Genomic DNA, 23,514 nt, shown 5'->3' with positions numbered 1-23,514 from the left:
GGGTAACTTATGGGAACCCAATCCGGTCTTACACGTTAAACTGGGGTGGTGACCTTAAACCCAGATACCGATTTTTCCGAACTCGCGACCATCGATTGGCGTGGAGCGAAACTCAACCGTGCTCAGCTCAAAGCAGAGTTGCCTCGACCTGAAATGAATTCGCAGACGGCCGCAGAGGTTGTCCAGCAAATCATTAATGACGTGCGTGAACATGGCATGGAGACGCTCAAAGACCTCGCCAAGCGGTTCGACAAGGTTGAACTGGAACATACCCGGGTCCCACAAGCTGAATTAGACCGAGCCTTGAACGAGCTTGATCCGCAGGTTCGCTTGGCATTAGAAGAGTCCATCAAGCGCGCACGCGCCTTTGCTCAAGCCCAGCTGCCTCAGGACGCCACCGTCGAATATGGCCATGGCGGAACCGTGACGCAGCGCTGGGTTCCGGTGCGACGTGTTGGTCTTTATGTCCCGGGCGGATTGGCAGTGTACCCTTCCTCGGTCATCATGAACACCGTTCCGGCACAGGCTGCAGGGGTCACCTCGCTTGCGCTGGCAAGCCCACCGCAGGCGGACTTTGGCGGACTGCCACACCCTACGATCCTGGCTGCCGCGAAGCTGTTGGGAATTACCGAGGTACACGCAATGGGCGGTGCCCAGGCCGTGGCAGCGTTTGCCTACGGTGTGCAGGTGCCCAACGACCAGCGTGGAGATATTGAACCGGTGGACGTTATTTCAGGTCCAGGCAATGTTTTTGTGGCCACCGCGAAGCGTCTGGTAAAAGGCGTGGTCGGTATCGACGCGGAGGCTGGGCCCACTGAAATTGCGATTTTGGCCGATGAAACTGCCAACGCATCATTCGTCGCGGCAGATATGATCTCACAAGCCGAACATGATGCTAATGCGGCGGCCGTGCTGGTGACCGATTCACCGGCTCTCGCCACCGCTGTGCGCGCCGAACTCGTCACGCAGGTAGCAGCCACAAAACACACCGAACGCGTCCAGCAGGCCCTGTCTGGTGCGCAGTCCGCAATCATCTTGGTTGATGACCTCGTCCAGGGTGTCGCAGTGTGTAATGCTTACGCGGCTGAGCACTTGGAAGTACTGACTGTCAACGCCGACGAGGTGGCAACGCAGATTAATGCTGCAGGCGCGATTTTTGTCGGAGAATTTGCTCCGGTGTCCCTCGGGGACTATTGCGCAGGCTCAAACCACGTGCTGCCAACCAGCGGTACCGCACTGCACGCGTCAGGGCTGAACGTGAACACGTTCCTCAAAGCCATCCAGGTGATCAACTACGACAAGCAGGCGCTTGCTGAGGTGGCCGCTCACGTGATCAATCTTGCCAACGCCGAGGACCTTCCAGCACACGGTGACGCGGTCGCGGTGCGCCAAGCCCATTAGACGCTAAACTGTTAGGTGACGTGTGTGAATTTCTGTACGCCGACGGCGTAGGTTAGCACCACGATCGCAAAAAGTTGGAGGTGTCATGAATTGCCCTTATTGCCGCAACGCTGATTCGCGTGTGGTCGATAGTCGAGTCGCCGATGATGGCGTATCCATTCGACGTCGTCGTCAGTGCACCGAATGCTCGCGTCGTTTTACCACCACTGAAACTGCTGCGTTGAACGTGTTGAAGCAGTCTGGTGCAGTTGAACCTTTCTCGCGCCACAAGGTCATCAACGGCGTGCGTAAGGCATGCCAAGGGCGGCCAGTCACTGATCACGATCTGGCCATCCTTGCCCAAGAAGTTGAGGAAACTGTCCGCACTTCAGGTGCAGCGGAAATTCCCGCGCATCAGGTCGGCCTGGCCATCCTTGAGCCGTTGTCTCGTCTGGACGAGGTTGCTTACCTGAGATTTGCCAGCGTTTATCACAATTTCCAGTCGCTTGCCGATTTTGAAACTGCGATGGCGAAGTTGCGTGATCGCCGTTCCAGCACGCCACAGGGCAACCAACGCCCACTGACAGCAAACTAACCTGACCCGCCAGTCATGGTGGCAGATATAGCGCAGGCCAGGTCTCAACCTTGCGGGTGGATACCTGGCCTGTGCTGTTTGACGATGTTTCGGTGCTACGCGATTATGGGAGTGTGAGGATCTCAGCCCCGTCGTTGGTCACCAACAGCGTGTGTTCGAATTGTGCGGTGCGCTTTTTATCGCGGGTGGTTACCGTCCAATCGTCTTCCCACATATCCCATTCGGTGGTGCCCAAGGTGAGCATCGGTTCGATTGTGAACACCATGCCGGGTTCGATAATGGTGTTATAGGCGGGCGCCGCATCATAATGCGGAATGATCAGGCCGGAATGGAAAGCCTCACCGACACCATGTCCGGTGAAATCGCGGACCACGCCGTAGCCGAAACGCTTGGCATAGCTTTCAATAATGCGCCCGATGACATTAATTTCTCGGCCGGGCATGACCGATTTAATGGCACGTTTCAGCGACATTTCGGTACGTTCAACGAGTAACCGGGACTCTTCATCAACGTCCCCGACGAGGAATGTTGCGTTGTTGTCCCCATGCACTCCACCAATGTAGGCGGTGATATCAATATTGATAATGTCGCCATCTTGGACCACGGTGCTGTCTGGGATGCCGTGGCAAATAACTTCATTCAGTGATGAGCATAAAGACTTCGGGAAACCGCGGTATCCCAGGGTGGAAGGATAAGCCTTGTGGTCCATCAGGAACTCGTGTCCTAGCCGGTCAAGCTCATCGGTGGTTATTCCGGGTTGGCAGGCTTTGCCCACTTCGGCCAATGCCTGAGCGGCAATGCGCGAAGCAATACGTATTCTTTCTATAACTTCGGGGCTTTTCACCTCTGAGGCAGTATTTTCTGCAGGGGCCGCCTTGCCCACGTATTCGGGGCGTTCAATATCGGCCGGGACACTCAGTTCGGGAAAGATTGTGCCGGGAGTCAAGGTTCCAAGAGGTGCAGTTGCGACAGTAGCCATATAAACATTCTAACTACGCAATGAGCACAACATACGCTTTGAAGATCAACCGAACTGCGTGAGATTGAGCTAGCGTTGAGTCATCAAGATCCAACGACCCGAGGAGCTTACGGTGAGCGAAACTTCCATTTCAGAAGAAGGCAAGTATTGGTACAACGTATCAACGGGAAGTATTGAGAAGGGTCCACAGTCCGATTGGACGAAACTTTTAGGCCCCTACGATACTGAAGAGGCAGCACGCAACGCGATGAGCAAGGTGCAGGCTCGTAACGAAGCGTGGGATGCCGAGGACGAAGAAGAAGCCTAAATATGCAGAACCCGCGTAGGGGAGTATTCCCATACGCGGGTTCTTCGTTTAAGCGCGAAGCGACTTATTCTTTGAATTCGTAGTCGGCAGATGGGAAAGAACCGCTGACGACTTCCTGATGATATTGGCTTACCGCCGAGGAAATCACCGAACGAAGATCAGTAAATTTTTTGACAAAACGTGGCGTGCGGTTCGCTCCTAAGCCCAGCATATCCTGCCATACCAATACCTGACCGGTGGTCGCGTTACCCGCACCAATACCAATGGTTGGTACCGTCAGTGCTTCATCGACCTTCGCTGCAACAGGGCTCGGAACCATTTCCATAAGGATGGTGAATGCACCTGCATGCTCTAGAGCTTTGGCGTCGGCGATCATGCTTTCGGCGGCATCGCCACGACCTTGGATCCGGTACCCTCCCAAGGCATGTTCAGACTGCGGGGTGAAGCCGATATGTCCAATTACTGGCACGCCAGCTAGCACCATGGCACGGACGTGTTCAGCGAATTCTTGGCCGCCTTCAATCTTCACCGCCTGCGCGCCACCTTCTTTCATCAGCCGCACAGCAGTGGCCACAGCCTGTTGTGCAGACTGCTCATACGAGCCGAAAGGAAGATCTGCGACAACCAAAGCACGCGTGGTACCGTTTGAAACTGCCTTGGTGAAGACGATCATCTCGTCCACGGTAATTGGCAGGGTCGAATCGTAGCCGATCACGGTATTCGCCGCTGAATCACCGACAAGCAGAATTTCGATCCCGGCTTGGTCGAAAATTTCCGCCATCATGACGTCATATGCAGTTAACATGGCAAACTTTTCGCCGCGTTCTTTAGCCTGCTGTAAATGGTGAACCCGAATGCGTGATGGGCCTTTGTCGGGGTCAGAAAGATATGGTTGTGGCATAGAAAAACCTTATCGCACTTACACCCTGCGATGCGGGGGCGAGATCGGGGCTTAAAACGTATAGTCTTGCAACAAGTTGTTTAACTCCCCGCCGTGATCAGCGCGGGAATAAAAGATTTTTATAAGGCGGTGAATTATGGATCGTCAGCAAGAATTCGTGCTGCGCACCATTGAAGAACGAGACGTTCGATTTGTGCGTATGTGGTTTACCGACGTGGTCGGTTCCTTGAAGTCTGTGGCACTGGCTCCGGCAGAAGTCGAAGACGCTTTTGAAGAGGGACTGGGCTTTGACGGCTCTTCGATCGATGGGCTGTCGCGCATCTCCGAATCGGACATGCTGCTGCAACCGGATCCCGCGACTTTCCAGATCTTGCCGTGGCGTGGTGAAGTAGAACCCACCAGCCGCATGTTCTGCGACATCCTCACCCCCGAAGGCCAGCCCTCTAACGCGGATCCACGTCAAGTGCTCAAGCGTCAGCTGACCGAAGCCGCTGATATGGGATTCACCTGCTACACACATCCAGAGATCGAGTTCTACCTGCTGGAAAGCAGCAAACTCGACGCACAGGGACGCCCGCAGCCCATTGATAACGGCGGCTATTTTGATCATGTACCCGACGGAGTTGGGCAAGATTTCCGTCGCGCGTCGGTCACGACCCTGGAAGCTTTGGGAATCTCGGTGGAGTTCTCCCACCATGAGACCGGTCCTGGCCAGAACGAAATTGATTTGCGCTACGCGGACGCTTTACAGACCGCGGATAACATCATGACCTTCCGTACGGTGATCAAGGAAATGGCGATGCAGAAGGGCATTCATGCAACCTTCATGCCCAAGCCGTTTTCGGATCAGCCGGGCAGTGGCATGCACACTCATTTTTCGCTCTTCGAAGGCGACTCAAATGCGTTCTTTGAAGCCGGCCGTGAGTACCAACTATCTGATGTCGCCCGATCGTTTATCGCGGGAATTTTGCACCATGCGCCGGAAATGACGGCAATCACGAACCAGTTCGTCAATTCCTATAAACGGCTTTGGGGCGGCGGCGAAGCTCCAAGTTACCGTTCTTGGGGTCATAACAACCGTTCAGCTCTGGTCCGTGTGCCACTGTATAAGCCGGGTAAAGGCCAAAGCGCACGAGTGGAGTACCGCGGTATTGATTCGGCAGCGAATCCTTACCTGGCGTATGCAACATTGCTTGGCGCCGGGCTGAAGGGGATCCGCGAGAATTACGAGCTAGAGGAACCAACCGAAGATGACGTGTGGGCATTGTCCACCGCCGAACGGCGCGCTTCGGGCCACGTTCCGCTGCCTGGTACCTTGCATGACGCGCTGAAAGCGATGGAAGAATCCGAATTCATGGCCGAGGTACTTGGCGAACAAGTCTTCAACTCATTCCTAGCGAATAAGCGAGCAGAGTGGGAAGAGTACCGTCAGGTAATTACCCCTTATGAGCTCAACAAATATTTGGGAATCCTCTAAGACGCACGTCACGCTCACCTAGTGGCGGCAGCAGGAGACACACGAAAAACATGGCAGAAGTATCCTCACGTGCACTGATTAACGCTGGCTTCAGCGATACCGAACGCGCAAAGAAATTCCTTGAATCAGAGGAACTAGCGCAAATTGACCCAGTGCTAATTGTGAGGATGATGGCGCATGCGCCGGACCCAGACCAAGCACTGTTGCTGGCCTTGCGTTTGGTGGACCGTCATCCGGAAGCCGCAAGTATTTTTCGCGAGCCTGAGATTTGTCTCGCATTGGTCCGCTTGCTAGGTGGTTCTTCGGCTTTGGGAGAGTTTCTCATCCGGTGTCCCGAAGCATTGGAGATTGTGCGTGAGGCTCCGAGCAGAACCTTTAAACCGGTCAGCTTGGAAACTATGCGTAGCGCGATGCTGGAGTCTGTCGGGGCAACCCGAACAGCCAATAATCATTGGATTTCCTCCAGTATCGGTGCTGATGCGCGGCAAAAACTTCGTGCAAGTTATCGCAAGGCCCTGCTGTCCTTGGCATACCGTGATCTTGGAGCTGCGGACCCGCAAGAAATTCTTCCGTTGGTTGCCGCAGAACTGGCAGATATGGCCGGCGCAGTGCTTGAAGGCGCCTTGGCGATCGCCCGCGCAGAAGCCTCCGAGCAATACAGTCCGGAAGACGTTGACTGCGTCAAGCTTTCCATTATTGGCATGGGTAAGTGCGGCGCCCGGGAGCTGAACTATATTTCAGACGTTGATGTCATTTACGTGCATGGAAGCACTCCTAACGTAGATGAGGATCTGGCGGCGGCCATTGCCACAGTTCTTTGTGGCAACACAGCACGGGCCATCATGACTCCGGGGCCGGAACCGATGCTTTGGGAAGTTGACGCAAATCTTCGTCCCGAGGGTAAGGACGGTGCGCTGACGCGGACCTTGTCGTCGCACGAGGCATATTACAAACGCTGGGCACATTCTTGGGAATTCCAAGCCTTGCTCAAAGCACGTGCCATCGCCGGAGATACCGACCTGGGCCGCTCCTATGAGCGCATGGTCTCACCCATGGTTTGGTCAAGTTCGGAACGCGAAGGTTTTGTGGAATCCGTTCAAGCGATGCGCCGCCGGGTGACAGATCATATCGACAAGGAAGAAGTTCCTTGGCAAATTAAGCTCGGTCCAGGTGGGCTACGAGATGTGGAATTCACGGTGCAGTTACTGCAGCTGGTCCACGGACGAGTTGAACCGTCCATTCAGGTGCCGACGACCACGCTAGCGATTCGCGCCATGAGCGAAACCGGCTATATCAGTCGTGAAGACGCCAAAAACTTTGATGAGTCCTACCGGTATTTGCGTCTGCTGGAGCACCGTATCCAGTTGAGCCAGCTTCGCCGAACCCACCTGATGCCACGCGTTGAGGGCGCCCAGCGCGTGCTGGCCCGTGCAGTGCGCGGGGTCGGCGACTTGCAAGCCACCAACCCCGAGCGGTTGCTACGCCGCTGGAATGAGACCAAACGTTTGGTCCGTTCCCTTCACGAGCGTATTTTCTACCGGCCGCTGCTGGTCACGAGCTCAAACCTCTCTGCAGATCACGTTCGGTTGACTCCAGAGTCTGCTCAGGCACGGTTGCGAGCGTTGGGCTATTTGGATCCGAAGGCTGCAATGCGCCATATCGAAGCGCTCACTGGGGGAGTATCGCGCCGTTCTTCCCTGCAGCGACAGCTGTTGCCAGTGCTGCTGGATTGGTTCGCTCACGGTGTAGATCCGGATGCCGGGCTACTGGGGTTTCGCCGATTGAGTGAGGCTCTGGGCAAATCTCCCTGGTTCTTAGGGATGCTACGTGATACCAACGCGGCCGCCGAACGGCTGAGCCATCTGCTGTCCAACACTCGTTTCCTCACCGATCTGTTGGCTAATGAGCCAGCTGCGGCCGCGTGGCTGGGTTCAAACGCAGCCTTGATACCGCAGTCCTATCAGAGCCTACAACAGCAAAACGCCTCTATCATTCATCGGACTAAGCAGCCAGAAGCGGCTATCCGACAAATTCGGCTGGTACGCCGACGCGAGTTTTTGCGGGTAGCTCTTGCTGACGGAGCTGGACTGTTGAATGTCTCGCAAGTTGGAGAAGCGCTTTCGAATATCGACGGAAATATGATCGATGGTGTGCTGAAGGTCTTGCTCCATGCTGATCAACAAAAGCATGGCGAGCATGCGGTGATTACGGTGATTGCCATGGGGCGCCAAGGCGGTGCAGAAATCGGTTATGGTTCGGACGCTGACGTGCTCTTTGTCCAGCGGCCTTTGCCCGACGCGAGTGCACAAGAATCGCAGGAGCAGGCACTGCGAGTGGTCACGGAGCTGATTTCCTGGTGCGTGAAACCGCTGAAGCCAGCGATCCCGGCCGAAGTAAAGCTTAAAGTTGATTCGGACCTACGCCCCGAAGGTCGAGCCGGGATGCTTGTTCGTTCCCTTGACGGGTACGCAAAGTACTACGAGCGCTGGGTGGAAATTTGGGAACGGCAGGCGTTACAGCGTGCCCGTCCTTTCGCCGGTGACGCTCAGCTTGCCGAAGACTTCATTAAACTTATTGAGCCAGTTCGTTACGGTAAGGGACTTGACGAGTCTGAGATGAAAGATATCCGTAAGATCAAAGCACGTGTGGAGTCCGAAAGGCTGCCACGCGGAGCGGATCCTAACCGGCATCTTAAACTTGGCCGAGGATCGCTATCCGACATCGAGTGGTTGGTGCAGTTTTACCAGCTTCAGTACGCCTGGAAACATACCTCATTGCGCACACCAGCAACGCGCAAAGCACTTGATGCGATGGCTGGGCTCGAACTAATCAGCGAAGAAGATGCCGAACTTTTGGACTACACCTGGTCAATGGCTACTCGTATTCGCAGTGCAGAGATCATCACTTCGGGACGCTCTAGCGATGTGCTTCCCCGGTCCGCCCGCGATATGGAGGCAGTAGCGCGTTGGTGTGGCTACGAAGCAAATCAGGGACCTGCTCTGGAAGAAGATTATCTGCGAGCTACGAGACATTCCCGGGCGATTTTTGAACAACTTTTCTATGGTTTCGAAGACTAGGTCCGCCCTTGAAGAAGCAATACGAAACGACGTTGACCGACCCGTCCAACAAGGGCTGGTCACCAAACTCGGATGATTATGCATGTTGGGAAAAGAGCCGCTACATTGGCCAGGGTGTTGATCAATGGCGGTGGGCCACTGCTCAATTGCTGAGCTGGGGAATCAAAACGCGCAGTGGTTTTAGGGTCACTCCCGCCGTACCAGTGGTACCCGGACAAGAACCGGCAATCAGCGTGCACGCCTTAGGGATGACGGTACTTGAACCGGTTCGGGTGGTAGCCGTAGTGAACACCGAATATCGTGTGGGTTTTGCCTATCAAACGCTTCCAGGGCATCCGGTCCGCGGGGAAGAAGCATTTATTCTAGAACGCCGTGATGAAAATATTTTCCTCACCATCAGGTCATTGACCAAACCTTCTTCGGCTATGCCGTGGCGAGTGCTGTATCCGTTGTTACGTGTAGCGCAAGTCGTGGCTCGGTGGCGGTACTTTCGTGCGTTGAAGCTCAAAAGCTAGTAAATAACTCATCAACGAGATTCCCCGTTTAACAGAGATTTTGCCTAGACTGGCGTCAGGCATCAGGGACAGCTGAGTGCCGAATATTATTCCTGCAACAGAGTATGGAACGGTAGAAGAAATGGACGAGCGATTCATGCGCGAAGCCGTGGCAATGTCACGTCGCGGGATGCAAGCAAATCAGGGCGGCCCTTTCGGCGCAGTGGTTGTCAGGGCCGGCGAAGTCATCGCTACGGGCACCAACCAGGTGACTGGAACCAATGATCCTACCGCTCATGCCGAGGTTGTCGCGATACGTAACGCCGGCACCAAACTGGCCACCTTTGATCTTTCAGATTGCGAACTCTACACAAGTTGCGAGCCTTGCCCGATGTGTCTGGGCGCAATTTACTGGTCGCGTTTTCGGCACGTCTACTACGCCAATACGCGGGTTGACGCCGCGGGCATCGGCTTTGATGACGAGCTGATCTATACAGAGCTCGACAAGCCAATGGGGGAGCGGCTTATCCCCTTCACGCATCTTCCCCTTGATGAGGCCGCGGAGGTCTTCTCCGAATGGACCGTCATGGAAGAAAAAACCCGCTATTAAGCACCCCGGCATGGGATAAGCCTTGACTCGACATCCGGCCATGGCACGATAATTCGCTCGGTGGGCGCCAACGCCTTGGTCAGTAACGCGTCGGCGACCACGATGCCATTAGCTGAGACCTCAAGTATGGCCAATGGCACCTGACCACGGTGGTCCTCAGCATGCAATGTCCAGTGGTCGGCAAGCTCGCCAATCCCTCGCTCTAAAAGCAGCTCTTCGCCGTCCATGTAGTCGCATGCATCGACTACCGGGTGGCCAAGGACTGAGCGAGGGCGCACCTTGTCGTAGGCTGCGTCCAGGGGCTCTAGGTAGCCGACGATTTCGTTGTCGTCGCGTTTGACCGTTAGCCATGTACTGATGTCCATGACTCCACGCTATGTCAGAAAAGCTTCATCCGGTAAGTCTTAGGGCTATTGGATGCAGTAACGCAGAAAGGCCTGTCCCCAGGGGGACAGGCCTTTCTGCTAGCGGTTAGCTAGCAGGTGTGAAGAATTAGCAACCGTAGTAGAGCTCGAACTCGTATGGGTTCGGGCGCAGGCTCAGTGGCTTGATTTCGTTTTCACGCTTGTACTCGACCCAGGTGCGGACCAGATCCTCGGTGAATACGCCGCCTTCGAGCAAGAACTCATAGTCGGCTTCTAGAGCTTTCAATGCTTCTTCTAGGCTCTCAGGAGCGCGCTGGATGTCCTTGGCTTCCTCGGCAGGAAGCTCGTAGAGATCCTTGTCGATTGGGTCCGAAGGCTCGATGCGGTTCTTGATGCCGTCCAAGCCAGCCATGAGCTGTGCTGCAAAGGCCAAGTATGGGTTCGAGGATGCATCAGGCGCACGGAACTCAATACGCTTTGCCTTAGGGTTTGAGCCGGTCACTGGGATACGGATACCTGCGGAGCGGTTGCCCTGCGAGTAAACCATATTCACCGGTGCTTCGTAGCCCTTGACCAAGCGACGGTAGGAGTTCACCGTTGGGTTGGTGAAAGCCAACACTGCAGAAGCGTGCTTCAGCAGGCCGCCGATGTACCAACGAGCGGTATCGGAAAGTCCGGCATAGCCCTTCTCGTCGTAGAACAGTGGATCGCCATTGGCCCACAATGACTGGTGCACGTGCATGCCCGAGCCGTTGTCGCCAAAGACTGGCTTAGGCATGAAGGTAGCGGACTTGCCCCATGCATCGGCCACGTTCTTCACTACGTACTTGAAGAGCATTAGTTCGTCAGCTGCGTGAACCATGGTGTTGAACTTGTAGTTGATTTCAGCCTGACCGGCAGCGCCGACCTCGTGGTGGCTGCGCTCAACTTCGAGTCCAACATTGTCCAACTCGACGCAGATCGCGTCGCGCAGGTCTGCTTGCTTATCGGTTGGTGAGACTGGGAAGTAGCCACCCTTGTAAGGAGTCTTGTAACCCTGGTTGCCGCCCTCTTCCTTGCGGCCGGTGTTCCAAGGAGCTTCGTCAGAGTCGATCTTGTAGAAGGCACCCTGTGGGGTGGATTCGTAGCGGACATCTTCAAAGATGAAGAATTCAGCTTCTGGTGCGAAGAACGCGGTGTCCGCGATGCCGGTTGACTCTAGGTATGCTTCGGCTCGCTCTGCAACGCCACGCGGGTCGCGGTGGTAGGGCTCACCGGTGTGCGGGTTGATGATGGAGAAGTTGAAGGCCAAGGTCTTCTCGATGCGGAACGGATCAACGAAGCCGGTGGTGACATCCGGGATTAGCTGCATATCGGAGTCGGAGACTCCAGAGAAACCGCGGATGGAGGAACCGTCAAAGAGCTGACCGTTGACGAAGAAGTCTGCGTCCACGGATTTTGCCGGGACGTTGAAGTGCTGCTGAACGCCTGGTAGATCGGTGAAGCGGACGTCGAGGAACTTGACTTCTTCCTCGGCAATGTAGGCCAAGACTTCTTCTGGACTGGTAAACATGTGCAGGTTACTCCCTGTTGAGATATTGGTTTGGTAAACGGAACGATCACACAAGTGAATGTGACCGGTTCTCTTGCTTACCTAGTAATCTTACCTAGAATCCGTTTCACATTGGTGTCTCGATTGTTTCGGCCACGTTACATAGGAATCGTTTGGGCGCGTCGTTCCCCGTCAGAGTTGCAATGTGACTCGTAACAAACTGATGAGATTCACACAGTTGCCCCCGATACACTGGGTATGTGGAACGTAAAGACTTTAGCTCGTGGCTTGAAGGCCCCCCGCAATTAAAATCCCAAGAATGGCCGGGGCAACGATTAGGCCGTCCTGAAAAGGGCGCCGGATCGATTGGGCGCTTCCCCCGCAGAGTCGGCGCGCTCTGCCTAGACTGGGGACTGTGCATGTTGCTCAGCTGGTGGCTATTTGATTTTAGAGACCTGGCGACCTTGTTACTCTTCCTCGTAGGGCAAATGATTGCCGTAGGTTTCACCGGTCATAGTATTGGGCATCGTACCTTCGGGCTTCAGGTGCAGTCGATGGACGGAACGGCGGTGAAACCGCTGGCCGGAGTGATTCGATCGGTCCTGCTGTGTCTGGTTATTCCAGTGTTCTTCTCTGACGCAGACCAGCGCGGATTCCACGATCGAGCCGCCAAGAGCGTTCTGGTGAATATCCGCTAAAGAATTTGATGTAGTCCAGACACAGAAAAACCGCACTAGAAATTCTAGTGCGGTTTTTCTTTTGACCGAGATTAGCGAGCGCGACGGTTAGGTCGTGCACGATTCGGGTCGATGCCCTTAGGGATCGGCAAGCGGTTCGCGGTCAAGGTAGTCAGTCGCTTATCAACTGCGCTGATTTCCAGTTTGGTAATCGATTTAGGGAGCTTCTTCATCTTCTTGCTCACGTCGACCAGATCAGTCTGGTCTTCGCTCTGGCCGGCGTTGATCACATGGATCGGAACGTTTGGCAGCACGCGAGAAATACGCTTACGCTCGGAAGTTACCAAATCACGAACGCGGTTGGTTGGGCCTTCGGTAACAAGTACGACGCCTGGGCGTCCAACTGCCAAGAACACTAGGTCCTGGTGACGGTTAAACGCTACTGGCTCATCCTTCAAAATCCAGCCTCGACGTAGCACGCTCATTGCTGCTCCGGCGGCGCCTGGACGACCTATAAGCTGCGCGAACGCAGCTTTCTCGGCCCGTCGGGACAGAATGAACAGGGCTGCAAGTAAGCCGAGCGGGATCGCGATAATCAGCAAGGTGATCCAGTTCTGGATCAGAATGCCGATGATCAGACCTACAACAATGACACCAAGGAATGCCAGTAGCATCCACCAAACGACCATCGGGTCATTACGGCGGGTCATCTGGAAGACCTGGCCCATTTGCTTTAGGCGACCGGGCTCTTTATTTTGTTTTTCAGCTTTGGGTTTACGCGAAAACAAACCACGCTTCTGCTGCGCGGCCGCATCGTTATCGGAGTTTTTGGCCATAGTGCTTCAATTCTACGCGATCTAACTGGCTTATTTTTCTGCAGGACTCTTTACTAGAGAATTTACTTGGTTTTTGGCACTGTACGCGACAAAGCGTCGGACCCAACGACCGCTTTTACGGCTGTTGGGTCCGACGACCATAAAACTCTCGTGCTGCTTAGCGACTAAGTATCGAAGCGGCTTCCTGCCGGGTAGTACCCGAGGATTCAATGTTGGACAATGATTCAGGAATCTCGCGGCCCTTCTTGCGCATTGCGCCAGCCCAGAGTCGGCCAGCGCGGTACGAAGAACGTACCAATGGGCCAGACATAACACCGGAGAAGCCGAGTTCTTCGGCTTCTTGTTGCAGTTCGAGGAATTCTTGTGGCTTCACCCAGCGGTCCACCGGCAAATGGCGCTCGGTAGGGCGCAGGTACTGGGTGATGGTCAGTAGATCGCAACCGGCCTCGTGCAGGTCACGCATGGCCTCGGAGATTTCTTCACGAGTTTCGCCCATGCCCAGAATGAGGTTCGACTTAGTAATCAAGCCGCGCTTGCGGCCATGGCTGATGACATCCATGGAACGGTCGTAACGGAAGGCCGGACGGATACGCTTGAAAATACGTGGAACGGTCTCGACGTTGTGGGCGTAAACCTCAGGTTCGGAATCGCAAATGGCATCCAAATTATCTGGTTTACCTGAGAAATCTGGGATCAACAATTCCACACCGGTGGTGGGATTCATCTTGTGGACCTGTCGTACGGTCTCGGCGTAGAGCCAGACACCCTCATCTTCGAGGTCATCGCGAGCTACGCCGGTAATCGACGCGTAACGGAGGTCCATTTTTTTAACGCTCATAGCCACCTTGAATGGCTCTGAACGATCAAGTGCTGCGGGCTTGCCGGTGTCAATCTGACAGAAGTCACAGCGGCGGGTGCATTCTGAGCCGCCGATGAGGAAGGACGCTTCGCGGTCTTCCCAGCACTCGAAAATATTTGGGCAACCGGCTTCTTCGCACACCGTGTGCAGGCCCTCGGACTGCACCAGATTTTTTAGCCCGACATATTCGGGGCCGATTTTCAGTTCTGCGCGGATCCACTCTGGCTTACGCTCCACAGGAGTCTGGGCGTTGCGTTTTTCGACGCGCAGCAGTCTACGGCCTTCAGGTTCAATGCTCATTAAGGGGGTCCTTCTACGTTTGAATTCTGGTGCTTAGACGACTTGGGGAGTGAGCAAACGCTCAAGTTCCTCTTGTACCCGGTCAACGACATCGTTGGGGGAAACTGTCTGGCCTAGTTCTTGGGAAATTGTGGTGACGCCGGCATCGGTGATGCCGCAGGGGATGATCTGGTCATATGCAGTGAGGTTATTCGAGCAGTTCAGCGCAAACCCGTGCATCGTGACTCCACGGTTGATACGGATACCGATAGCGGCGATCTTTCGGTCCTGCTCGCCGTTAACTCCTGGTACCCAAACGCCTGAGCGACCTTTAACCTGTACGGTAGGGATTCCCATTTCATCGATAACGTTAATTAACGCCTCTTCTAAGGTCTCAACGTACAGACGAATCGCGCTGATCTTCTTGAGTTTCACGATCGGATATCCGATGAGCTGGCCGGGGCCATGCCAAGTTAGCTTTCCTCCGCGATCAACGTCGACAACGGGGGTGCCATCAAGTGGTAAATCTTCAGGTTCGGTCCTCTTGCCGGCGGTATACACCGCCTCATGCTCAAGAAATAGGACTCTTGGGGTCTGTTCATCGGCTGCTACAGCATCGTGCAAATTTTGCTGATAATCCCATGCCTGCATATATGGAATTAGTTCCGTGCCGAGTCCGACTCGTTCGAATTCGATCGCCATATTGGCAACCCTACGCCTTTTGGAACATTGCCTGCTAATTGGTTGTCAACGGCTTAGCTGTGGATAACTTCAACGCCTTTTTCGATTTTGCGTTAGAACTGAATCATGAGTGATTCAAACAATTTACTGGCGTGGCCGACCTGTCCGGGGTACGTGACGGTACGACCACTAAATGCCAAGTCACCATGCAAAGTTTGGTTAATGCGTCGTGACTCAGATCAGAGTTACATGGTGTTGAAGATTTCCTCTGAGGCAGAACGTATTTGTTCCTTGCGACAGAAACAGGTTGAAACAGCAAGGAAATATGTCGTTGATTTTTACGGTACTCTCACGACACAATTAGGCGACGGCATTCTCATGGAGTATTGCCCGGGCGGCAGCCTGGCTCAGCTTCTTGACCAGCGCAGCCCTTTTTCGTTAGGGGAGTGCGTCACGGCCTTGGCCCCGATTGCTCAAACCCTCTCCGCACTGCATGACAGTGGACAGATCCATGGGGATGTTTCGGCGAGCAATGTATTGCTCACCGCCGAGGGCATGCCCAAGCTGGGGGACTTCCAAGAGGCACGAATTGGCAGCGACCAGAGCGTAGGTTCGGGCACACCGGGATTTATGGCACCAGAAGTGGCTGCATGCCAAATAGAATCCCGCGTAGGTGAGCAGGATGTTTACTCACTCGGCGCTTGCCTCTGGTATCTACTCGAGGGTACCGCGCCTCCAGAGCCGGGCCAGCGTCCGCCCATTACGGTAATCTTCCCGCAAGTACCGGCACTCATACATGAATTAATGCTGGATTCTTTGCATTTAGATCCCCGTCATCGCCCAACGGCGGAACAGTTTGCTAGAACATTATTTGCAGCGGTACAGGCCGAACCCATTGATTGGCAACATTGCACGCCAACGGACTCGACTCATTTGATGGCAACCTTTCACCCCGAAATGAAATCGAAACATGCGCGGGTCAAGGTTCTGAAGACGAAAGGTCCCAGGAAATCATCGCCAGCTACACAGCCGCACTGGCAAGAGCACGAGCTACATCAAACCCCGGGACGCCGCAAGGTGTATTTGACTGTCGTCGGCGGAATATCGCTCATTGCCGTCAGTATCTTGGGCGTGAATCTTTTGGGGGACCAGTGGAATGGCGCCCAGACAGAGAACACGGAACCGGCGGTGCCGGTTGAAGACTGCCGGATCCAAGACGCTGCGGTGGTCCCAGCGTGTGCATTTTCAGCCGATGTCGTCATTGCCAACTTCCTCAAACTCTCCGGCGAACGTGATGCAGCTTTGGAAGCGAAAAACATGAAGGCCTTAGCGGCGATCTATCCGCCTGCCTCTGAACAGCTGGAACGCGATAGGCAAATGCTCGACAGCTTGGCTGAGCTGGAGCTAGGGCTCAGTGGTTTGAATACGACGCTGGAAGACATTTCGGTTATGGCTCGTGCACACCCTGACACCGTGATACTCAGCGCAACCTCGACCCAAGAAGCCTATGACTATGTGAATGCAAAGAACCAAGTGGTGCATCGTGCGGCGAGCGGAGCTCACGAACGTATTCAGGTGGAACTCAAACTCGTTGAAGGGCAATGGAAAATTGGTAAATTGCTTGGCCGTGGGGCATGACAAAGGCGAGGCATCCGAGAAATTCCGGAATACCTCGCCTTTGACTAATACCGAGGGTGCGGTGGGGCTAGACCCAGAGCACAGCGATCGCGATATTGATCAGCGCCATGCCGCCTGTGGCGTGGGCAAGTCCGGTAGAAACTTCCTCGCCGGCCTTGATCTTCTTGCGGCCCAAGAATGCGGCAACTGCGATGATGATCGCGATGACGACCTTGACGCCGATCTTGATGTGGTTCACGTCCCCACCATTAGCCTCAGCCATACCCACCAGGGCTAGCCCGGTGACCAGCTGGGCGATGGCGCCGTACCACTGCCACACGTTGACGGTAGGGGTCTTGAAATTAGCCAGCCAGCCGCCAAAGATCGCTGCTGCGCCGAGAATATGCAGAAAAACTAGAAAGAGAGTTAAGAAGGTCATGACTCTAGCCTAATTGATTTTCGACGAATTGTAGAAACGACGATCGCCCCTCCCGAAGTAACGGAAGGGGCGATCGTTGAGCTAGCTATTCTAAGCCGATTTGGGGGCTTTACAGACCCAAGTCGCCCTCGAATGCGCCACCCTCAAGGCGAGCCTTGAGAGTCTGCAGGAACCGACCTGCATCGGCGCCGTCGACTAGACGGTGATCGTAGGTCAGGCACAGGTACATCATGTGACGGATGGCAATCGAATCGTTGCCGTCCGCGTCGGTGATAACCATTGGACGCTTCACGATCGCACCGGTGCCCAGGATTGCAACCTGTGGCTGGTTGATGATCGGGGTGTCGAATAGTGCGCCAACCGAACCAATGTTGGTGATCGAGAAGGTGCCACCGGAAAGCTCATCCGGACCAATCTTGTTGGTACGGGTGCGCTCTGCGACGTCGGCAATGCGCGAAGCCATGCCGGCGAGGTTCAGATCGCCTGCGTTCGAAACAACAGGAACCAGCAGGCCCTTGTCGGTGTCGACAGCAAATGCCAGGTGCTCGGCATTGTGGTAGGTGATCTGCTGAGTCTCTTCGTCGTACTCGGCATTCAGCTTCGGGTGTGCCTTCAGTGCTTCGGCAACAGCCTTGGCGATGAATGGCAGGTACGTGAGGTTGACGCCGTTGACTGCCTTGAAATTGGTCTTGGCAGAAGCACGCAGCTTGACCACGCGGGTCATATCGATCTCGTGAACCTGAGTCAGCTGAGTGGAGACCTCGAGGGACTCGCGCATACGACGGGCAATCACCTGGCGGATGCGAGGAGCCTTCGCGGAGGTACCGCGCAACGATGAAGCTTCGACAACCGGTGCGGCCGCTGGCTTGGCTGCTGCTGGGGCTGAAGCAGCTGGTGCTGCAGCTTCCTTGGCGGCCACTGCGTCGAGAACGTCCTGCTTACGGATGCGTCCACCCACGCCGGTGCCCTTGACCGAGGCGATGTCGATGCTGTGCTGGTTAGCCAAGCGGCGTACCAATGGAGTTACATAGCCAGCGTCGGAGTTGTTCTCAGCTGCTGGTGCTGCTGCTGCAGGTGCTTCGGCCTTAGCAGCTGGAGCTGGTGCAGCAGGAGCCTCTGCCTTTGCTGGCGCTTCTTCCTTGGCAGCTGGTGCTGGAGAGGCCGGAGCCTCTTCCTTGGCAGCACGTGCTGGAGCAGCTGGTGCTTCTTCCTTCGCTGCCGAAGCAGCGCCGGCGGCACCGATGATTGCAAGGACGGCACCGATTTCGGCGGTGTCATCTTCGGCTACGCGGATTTCCAGCAAGGTGCCGGCAACTGGCGATGGAACTTCGGTGTCAACCTTGTCGGTGGAAACCTCAAGTAGTGGCTCGTCGACGGCTACTTCTTCGCCAACTTCCTTCAACCAGCGGGTGACGGTACCTTCGGTAACCGATTCGCCCAAAGCTGGGAGGGTGACTTCGGTGCCGGAACCGGAAGCTGCTGGAGCCTCTTCCTTTGCAGCCGGAGCTGCCTCTTCTTCCTTGGCCGCTGGTGCTTCTGCAGGAGCTTCTTCAGCAGCTGGTGCCTCTTCTTCGGCAGGAGCCGCAGGAGCTGCATCGCCGGAACCAGAGCCATCGCCAATACGAACTAGAGGCGCGCCAACTTCGGCTTCCTCATCTTCGGCGACGAAAATTTCTTCGATAACGCCAGCAACAGGTGATGGAACCTCGGTGTCGACCTTGTCGGTGGAAACTTCCACCAATGGCTCGTCAACCTCTACGCGGTCGCCGACCTGCTTCAGCCAGCGGGTTACCGTACCTTCGGTAACGCTTTCACCCAGTGCGGGCAGGTTTACGGTCTCAGACATCTTCCCGTATCTCCTCTTAAATAAAGCTTGAAGTGTGGTTTGGGTGGGCAGCTAACTACTAGTGCACACCCATAAACCGATGAATGGAGGCGTTGCCTCCGAGCTTAGTACACCGGGTAGCGCGTGTGAACGTGCTACCCGGTGAACTATCAGCGAAATTAGCCGTGAAGTGGCTTGCCAGCCAGAGCCATTGCGGCTTCGCCTAGCGATTCGTTCTGAGTTGGGTGTGCGTGGATGAGCTGCGCAACGTCTTCTGGGTATGCTTCCCAGTTCACGATCAGCTGTGCTTCACCGATCTGCTCACCAATGCGACCGCCAATGCCGTGAACGCCCACAATTGGACCGTTCTTGACGCGGACCATCTTGATCAGGCCGGAGGTGCCCAAGATCGAGGACTTGCCGTTACCAGCCAAGTTGTACTCGGTGGTCTCGATCTGATCCTCGCCGAACTTCTCTTTAGCAGCAGGTTCTGAGTAGCCAACGGAAGCGATCTCTGGCTCGCAGAAAGTCACCTTCGGGATGTTGATGTCTTCAACAATGGTTGGGTTCTGACCGGCGATTTCCTCGGCCACGAAGATACCGTGCTGGTAACCGCGGTGTGCCAACTGAACGCCTGGCACGATGTCGCCCACGGCGTAGATGTTGCCTACGCCGGTGTGCAGACGCTCGTTTGGAATAACAAAACCACGATCCAGGGTGATGCCCTGCTCTTCGAAGCCCATGTTCTCGGTGACTGGGCCGCGGCCCACTGCAACCAGAACGATTTCTGCTTCGAGAACCTTGCCGTCAGCCAGCGAGACCTTCACACCGTTTTCGTCTTGGTCGACCTTCTCGAAGAAGACACCTGTGTTGAACTTGATGCCGCGCTTCTTGAACGAACGCTCAAGGGTCTTGATAATGGCTGGGTCCTCGTTTGGCACCAGTGAAGGCAGGCCTTCAACGATGGTGACGTCGACGCCGAAGGACTTCCAGACAGAAGCGAACTCGACACCGATGACGCCGCCACCGAGCACGATTGCGCTCTTTGGCATGTCAACCATGTTCAGCGCTTCGGTGCTGGTCAGCACGCGGCCACCGATTTCCAGACCGAAGGTCTTGGAAGTCGAGCCGGTAGCAAGAACGATGTTCTTGCCCTTGTATGCGACACCATCTACATCAATGGTGTCCTTGGAGACTAGGCGTCCGTTACCTTCGATAACGTTGACCTTCTTCATCTTCAGTAGACCCTGAAGACCCTTGTGCTTGCCGGCGACGATGCCGTCCTTGTACTTGCGTACGCCACCGAGGTCAATTGACTCAAGCGACGAGTTGATGCCGTACTTGGCACCTTCGCGAGCATTCTCGGCGAGTTCTGCTGCATGCAGGTACGCCTTAGTCGGGATACAGCCAGTGTGCAAGCAAGTGCCACCGACCTTTTCCTTCTCAATCAATCCGACGGTGAAGCCCAACTGGATGGCGCGCAATGCGACTGAGTATCCAGCGGAACCGCCGCCGAGGATGAGGACATCAAATTCTTGCGTTGCTGCCGAATCGGCCACGTGAACGCTCCCTCGTAATAGCTAAGTGAGGTCGGCCATGGCCGACCAGGGGATCGGGTGGTGAACTTATTCGCCCACGTCCGAGGGCGCGAGTAAAAATTCACCGGTGATGTTTCAAAACTTACTTTAGTACCGTCAATGCACCAGAGTCATCTTGAGTTGGCTAAAAGTCGGCCATATCTCGTATTTTGGCATACATTCCGGTGCGGGCTATGACATCGCCCGCACCGGAATGTGTTCTAAAAGGCATTTTTAGCGGGTACCGGACATCTTCTCGGCAAATGCTACGAGAGTGCGCACCTGCGATCCGGTGCCATTTTTCGGTGTGTAGCCCCATGCGGAGCCCTCGTTGAAGGCTGGACCCGCAAAGTCAATGTGCGCCCAAGGGATCTTCTGACCATTGGTTTCGCCCACAAATTCTTCCAAGAACACCGCAGCGGTCATCATGCCGCCCATCCGCTCGCCAATATTTGCCAAGTCGGCGACCTGCGACTCGATGGTCGGACGAAGTTCTTCTGGCAGTGGCATGCCCCAAGCAAGTTCACCAACGGCGTCCGAAGCGGCTACCAAATCGTCACGAACCTGCTCATTGCCCATGATGCCCGCGGTGCGCAAGCCCAGGGCGAGCATCTGCGCTCCGGTCAGCGTTGCAATGTCAATGAGCACGTCCGGGTTCTCAAGACTTGCTGCGGCAAGACCGTCGGCCATCACCAAACGACCTTCGGCATCCGTATTGAGTACCTCTACGGTCTTGCCGCCAAACATGGTTAATACGTCACCGGGACGGGTGGACGCGCCACCTGGCATGTTTTCGGCCAAGCAAAGCCACGCGGTGACCTTCAGATCTAAGCCAAGTTCTGCCACGGCCGCGATGGTGTTGTATACGGCAGCGGCACCGGACATATCGGACTTCATTGCGTGCATTCCGGCGGCTGGTTTGATCGAGATGCCACCGGTATCAAAGGTGATGCCTTTACCAATCAGAGCCAAATGCTTAGCGGCCTTGGAAGGCGAATACTCAACCTTGACCAGGCGAGGCTGACGGACCGAACCGCCACCGACGCCCATCAGACCGCCGAAGCCTTCCTTGGTCAGTCGCTTCTCATCAAAGATAGTGACCTTTAACTGCAAAGACTTGGAATGATCCTTCACCGCGCTGGCGAATGACTCTGGGTACAAGATGTTTGCGGGTGCGTTGATCAGGTCTCGGGTCCCACGCACGGCGCGGCCGATGACCGCGGCACGCTTGAGCAAGCTCGGCAGATCCTTGGAGGTAGCCACCGCGGTCGCGATGAATGCCTCGGTGAGCACTGGCTTGTCGTTCTTCTTCGAACGGAAATTTTCGTAACGGTATGAGCCCAAAGCTACGCCCTCGGCCACTGCGGCGACCTGTTCAGTGCTGTCGGCTGGCAACGCAAAGATTGCGGTCTTGGCGTTCGATAGCTGCCGTGCTGCCGAACCGGCTGCGCGACGTAGCTTCTCATCGGTCAGTTCGCTGAGTTCTTTCACACCCAGTCCGATGAACATGATGGTCTTGACCTTGGTACCTTCAACAGCTGGAAGCAGAGTCACCTCGTCGGCCGAGCCTGCAACGTTGAGTGCCAGGAGCGACTGTTCCAAGGCTGCGGTGGTCTCGGCTGCAAGTGGCGAAGCGGCAATGGATACCTTGTCGTCCTTTTTTAGGACGCCCAAGATGAGCGTGTCGGCGTTTTTCCGTTTGATGTCTGCACCAATGGCGGTCAACGTGAGATCACTGGAGTTGATCACAAAATCATTCCTTCTATGCCTTTGTAGGGTCTAAGGATGGTTCAGCCCGTGAGGATAACCGGTAGATGGAGCCGGTGAGCTGAGTATTTCCTACACACGATGTTAGCCGAAGGTTGCACCTCGGCGTGCCTCACTTCACAGCGAGCGAAAGGGCAAACAGTTAGGATAGTTCCTTGAGCTACATGATTTTGTGGCCGTAGCGGCAGTAACCGGAAACAAATGAGGTGTGAATGTCCAAGGAACCGTTGATGACTCTGGTCAGCACCAACCTGGACGATCCCAGCTTGCAGGGTCTGGGCATGTATGTTTCGTTGCGAGGTGCCTCCGACGCCGGGCATGCCCACGATTTGGTCTGCAACGAGCTTTTTGCGCACCTGAAATCCGAGCTTTATGCGCGCTTCGACGCTGATGAGCTGGTGGTTTACAGTACTCAACGACCTCGCGTGACGTTCGTTGGTGACCACTTCGCAGGCTACCAAGAGCCGCGTTTGGAAATCTATCTGATGACCGATGAACTGGACCGCAAGTTCTGGTTTTTTGCCGGCGTTGAACCGGATCTGCGCTGGGAGCGAACCATCGCAGAACTACTGAACTTTATTCAAGCTTTCAACGTGAATCTAGTGATTGGTACCGCGTCCTTACCGATGCCTGTGCCTCATACCCGTCCTGTCGGCGTGACCGCTCACGGCAATCGCAAAGACCTGATCGAAAATATTTCTACCTGGAGCCCGACGGCTGAAACTCCCTCTGGCCTCACTTCACTATTGGAAATTCGACTCAATGATGCTGGCCGTGACGTAGTCGGCTATTCGCTCCACACGCCGCATTATCTGGCCGAAGCCGAATATCCTGCCGCTGCAGTAGCGGCCTTAGAGCACGTAGGGGCGGCTCTGAAATTGGCGCTCCCGACCGAAAAACTACGTGAAGCTGGCCGACTGATCGAGTCTCAACTTGCGGAACAACTTGAAGGCAGCAACGACGTTAAGCAAATGGTTCTCGGTTTCGAGAAGCGATTTGACGCGCACGCTGAAGAACATGATCGGCGTTCACTGTTGCTGGATGAAGACGAAAGAATCCCGGACGCCGATGAGCTTGGTGCAAGTGTCGAAAATTTCCTTGCCACCATCGAAGACAACGCACAATGGCTAGATGCCAACCGAGAGACCGGGGATAACGACTCCACATCGGGTGACCCCGACCAGTGATTCAGTCGCATCTAAATTCGACTCGCTCATGGATAGTTTTCTGTGCCGGAATTT

21 protein-coding genes are annotated in these 23,514 nt (G+C 55.2%); 10 read left to right on the top strand and 11 right to left on the bottom strand.

Going from position 1 to position 23,514, the window contains the following annotated elements; genetic code table 11:
* Window positions 1-48: 48 nt before the first annotated feature.
* Complete coding sequence (hisD, locus tag VJ369_RS07960) at window positions 49-1,401, top strand: histidinol dehydrogenase (protein ID WP_324091547.1); 1,353 nt, start codon at window positions 49-51, stop codon at window positions 1,399-1,401.
* Window positions 1,402-1,486: 85 nt separating this feature from the next.
* Window positions 1,487-1,975, top strand: a complete 489-nt coding sequence (gene nrdR, locus VJ369_RS07955) for a transcriptional regulator NrdR (RefSeq protein ID WP_324091546.1) — start codon at window positions 1,487-1,489, stop codon at window positions 1,973-1,975.
* A 103-nt stretch (window positions 1,976-2,078) separates the two neighbouring features.
* Here the strand turns inward: nrdR and map are convergent, their stop codons facing one another.
* Window positions 2,079-2,954: a type I methionyl aminopeptidase gene (map, locus tag VJ369_RS07950; protein WP_324091545.1), complete on the bottom strand. Its 876-nt coding sequence runs from the start codon at window positions 2,952-2,954 to the stop codon at window positions 2,079-2,081.
* 112 nt (window positions 2,955-3,066) lie between these two features.
* Between map and VJ369_RS07945 the strand changes: the two genes are divergently transcribed.
* Entirely contained in the window at window positions 3,067-3,261 is a 195-nt protein-coding gene (locus VJ369_RS07945) for an SPOR domain-containing protein (RefSeq protein WP_229677107.1), read from the top strand.
* 64 nt (window positions 3,262-3,325) lie between these two features.
* Here the strand turns inward: VJ369_RS07945 and panB are convergent, their stop codons facing one another.
* On the bottom strand, window positions 3,326-4,162 hold the full coding sequence (panB, locus tag VJ369_RS07940) for a 3-methyl-2-oxobutanoate hydroxymethyltransferase (RefSeq protein WP_324091544.1): 837 nt from the start codon (window positions 4,160-4,162) through the stop codon (window positions 3,326-3,328).
* Window positions 4,163-4,298: 136 nt separating this feature from the next.
* On the opposite strand from panB, the gene glnA (VJ369_RS07935) reads away from it, so the two are divergent.
* The 4 genes from glnA (VJ369_RS07935) (at window position 4,299) to VJ369_RS07920 (ending at window position 9,820) form a co-directional block, all read left to right on the top strand.
* Window positions 4,299-5,639, top strand: coding sequence for a type I glutamate--ammonia ligase (gene glnA / locus VJ369_RS07935; protein WP_105673525.1), 1,341 nt, complete (start codon window positions 4,299-4,301; stop codon window positions 5,637-5,639).
* Between the two features lie 50 nt (window positions 5,640-5,689).
* Entirely contained in the window at window positions 5,690-8,716 is a 3,027-nt protein-coding gene (locus VJ369_RS07930; protein WP_324091543.1) for a bifunctional [glutamine synthetase] adenylyltransferase/[glutamine synthetase]-adenylyl-L-tyrosine phosphorylase, read from the top strand.
* Window positions 8,717-8,724: 8 nt separating this feature from the next.
* Entirely contained in the window at window positions 8,725-9,231 is a 507-nt protein-coding gene (locus VJ369_RS07925) for a DUF1990 domain-containing protein (protein WP_324091542.1), read from the top strand.
* Window positions 9,232-9,307: 76 nt separating this feature from the next.
* Window positions 9,308-9,820: a nucleoside deaminase gene (locus VJ369_RS07920; protein ID WP_324091541.1), complete on the top strand. Its 513-nt coding sequence runs from the start codon at window positions 9,308-9,310 to the stop codon at window positions 9,818-9,820.
* On the opposite strand, the gene VJ369_RS07915 is transcribed toward VJ369_RS07920, so the two are convergent.
* Together VJ369_RS07915 and glnA (VJ369_RS07910) are read right to left on the bottom strand one after the other, a co-directional pair.
* The gene (locus VJ369_RS07915) at window positions 9,817-10,185 is read right to left on the bottom strand and encodes a hypothetical protein (protein ID WP_324091540.1); all 369 of its coding nucleotides are present in this window, start codon (window positions 10,183-10,185) and stop codon (window positions 9,817-9,819) included. The two genes, VJ369_RS07920 and VJ369_RS07915, sit on opposite strands and share 4 nt — an antisense overlap.
* 127 nt (window positions 10,186-10,312) lie before the next feature.
* Entirely contained in the window at window positions 10,313-11,737 is a 1,425-nt protein-coding gene (gene glnA, locus VJ369_RS07910) for a type I glutamate--ammonia ligase (RefSeq protein WP_324091539.1), read from the bottom strand.
* 239 nt (window positions 11,738-11,976) lie between these two features.
* Between glnA (VJ369_RS07910) and VJ369_RS07905 the strand changes: the two genes are divergently transcribed.
* Window positions 11,977-12,414, top strand: coding sequence for an RDD family protein (locus VJ369_RS07905; RefSeq protein ID WP_324091538.1), 438 nt, complete (start codon window positions 11,977-11,979; stop codon window positions 12,412-12,414).
* A gap of 71 nt (window positions 12,415-12,485) precedes the next feature.
* Here VJ369_RS07905 and VJ369_RS07900 read toward each other — a convergent pair whose 3' ends face one another.
* The 3 genes from VJ369_RS07900 to lipB form a co-directional block, all read right to left on the bottom strand.
* A complete protein-coding gene (locus VJ369_RS07900) occupies window positions 12,486-13,229 on the bottom strand; it encodes a DUF4191 domain-containing protein (protein WP_096257108.1) in 744 nt (247 codons plus the stop codon).
* 157 nt (window positions 13,230-13,386) lie between these two features.
* Complete coding sequence (gene lipA, locus VJ369_RS07895) at window positions 13,387-14,388, bottom strand: lipoyl synthase (protein ID WP_324091537.1); 1,002 nt, start codon at window positions 14,386-14,388, stop codon at window positions 13,387-13,389.
* 33 nt (window positions 14,389-14,421) lie between these two features.
* Window positions 14,422-15,108, bottom strand: coding sequence for a lipoyl(octanoyl) transferase LipB (lipB, locus tag VJ369_RS07890; RefSeq protein ID WP_256382740.1), 687 nt, complete (start codon window positions 15,106-15,108; stop codon window positions 14,422-14,424).
* A 66-nt stretch (window positions 15,109-15,174) separates the two neighbouring features.
* Here lipB and VJ369_RS07885 point away from each other — a divergent pair, with 66 nt between their 5' ends.
* Window positions 15,175-16,686, top strand: a complete 1,512-nt coding sequence (locus VJ369_RS07885; protein ID WP_324091536.1) for a protein kinase domain-containing protein — start codon at window positions 15,175-15,177, stop codon at window positions 16,684-16,686.
* A gap of 67 nt (window positions 16,687-16,753) precedes the next feature.
* Here the strand turns inward: VJ369_RS07885 and VJ369_RS07880 are convergent, their stop codons facing one another.
* The 4 genes from VJ369_RS07880 to VJ369_RS07865 form a co-directional block, all read right to left on the bottom strand.
* A complete protein-coding gene (locus tag VJ369_RS07880) occupies window positions 16,754-17,104 on the bottom strand; it encodes a hypothetical protein (protein ID WP_324091535.1) in 351 nt (116 codons plus the stop codon).
* Between the two features lie 109 nt (window positions 17,105-17,213).
* Window positions 17,214-18,950 carry a 2-oxoglutarate dehydrogenase, E2 component, dihydrolipoamide succinyltransferase gene (gene sucB, locus VJ369_RS07875; protein WP_324091534.1) on the bottom strand — a complete coding sequence of 579 codons (1,737 nt, stop codon included), beginning with the start codon at window positions 18,948-18,950 and terminating at the stop codon, window positions 17,214-17,216.
* Window positions 18,951-19,108: 158 nt separating this feature from the next.
* Complete coding sequence (gene lpdA / locus VJ369_RS07870) at window positions 19,109-20,488, bottom strand: dihydrolipoyl dehydrogenase (protein ID WP_105673550.1); 1,380 nt, start codon at window positions 20,486-20,488, stop codon at window positions 19,109-19,111.
* Window positions 20,489-20,740: 252 nt separating this feature from the next.
* A complete protein-coding gene (locus VJ369_RS07865) occupies window positions 20,741-22,255 on the bottom strand; it encodes a leucyl aminopeptidase (protein ID WP_324091533.1) in 1,515 nt (504 codons plus the stop codon).
* 230 nt (window positions 22,256-22,485) lie between these two features.
* Here VJ369_RS07865 and VJ369_RS07860 point away from each other — a divergent pair, with 230 nt between their 5' ends.
* Window positions 22,486-23,460: a PAC2 family protein gene (locus VJ369_RS07860; protein ID WP_324091532.1), complete on the top strand. Its 975-nt coding sequence runs from the start codon at window positions 22,486-22,488 to the stop codon at window positions 23,458-23,460.
* The last annotated feature ends 54 nt before the right edge of the window (window positions 23,461-23,514 follow it).

Source organism: Glutamicibacter sp. (assembly GCF_035257265.1).
Lineage (GTDB): Bacteria > Actinomycetota > Actinomycetes > Actinomycetales > Micrococcaceae > Glutamicibacter.
This window is presented reverse-complemented; position numbering and strand designations above follow the sequence as displayed.

What these genes read in the sequence shown, in the direction of transcription:
- VJ369_RS07900 (WP_096257108.1), bottom strand. Translation starts at nt 13,229, where the DNA reads ATGGCCAAAAACTCCGATAACGATGCGGCCGCGCAGCAGAAGCGTGGT.
- VJ369_RS07915 (WP_324091540.1), bottom strand. Translation starts at nt 10,185, where the DNA reads ATGGACATCAGTACATGGCTAACGGTCAAACGCGACGACAACGAAATC.
- nrdR (WP_324091546.1), top strand. Translation starts at nt 1,487, where the DNA reads ATGAATTGCCCTTATTGCCGCAACGCTGATTCGCGTGTGGTCGATAGT.
- map (WP_324091545.1), bottom strand. Translation starts at nt 2,954, where the DNA reads ATGGCTACTGTCGCAACTGCACCTCTTGGAACCTTGACTCCCGGCACA.
- glnA (WP_105673525.1), top strand. Translation starts at nt 4,299, where the DNA reads ATGGATCGTCAGCAAGAATTCGTGCTGCGCACCATTGAAGAACGAGAC.
- sucB (WP_324091534.1), bottom strand. Translation starts at nt 18,950, where the DNA reads ATGTCTGAGACCGTAAACCTGCCCGCACTGGGTGAAAGCGTTACCGAA.
- VJ369_RS07885 (WP_324091536.1), top strand. Translation starts at nt 15,175, where the DNA reads ATGAGTGATTCAAACAATTTACTGGCGTGGCCGACCTGTCCGGGGTAC.
- glnA (WP_324091539.1), bottom strand. Translation starts at nt 11,737, where the DNA reads ATGTTTACCAGTCCAGAAGAAGTCTTGGCCTACATTGCCGAGGAAGAA.
- panB (WP_324091544.1), bottom strand. Translation starts at nt 4,162, where the DNA reads ATGCCACAACCATATCTTTCTGACCCCGACAAAGGCCCATCACGCATT.
- lipA (WP_324091537.1), bottom strand. Translation starts at nt 14,388, where the DNA reads ATGAGCATTGAACCTGAAGGCCGTAGACTGCTGCGCGTCGAAAAACGC.
- VJ369_RS07880 (WP_324091535.1), bottom strand. Translation starts at nt 17,104, where the DNA reads ATGACCTTCTTAACTCTCTTTCTAGTTTTTCTGCATATTCTCGGCGCA.
- VJ369_RS07860 (WP_324091532.1), top strand. Translation starts at nt 22,486, where the DNA reads ATGTCCAAGGAACCGTTGATGACTCTGGTCAGCACCAACCTGGACGAT.
- VJ369_RS07930 (WP_324091543.1), top strand. Translation starts at nt 5,690, where the DNA reads ATGGCAGAAGTATCCTCACGTGCACTGATTAACGCTGGCTTCAGCGAT.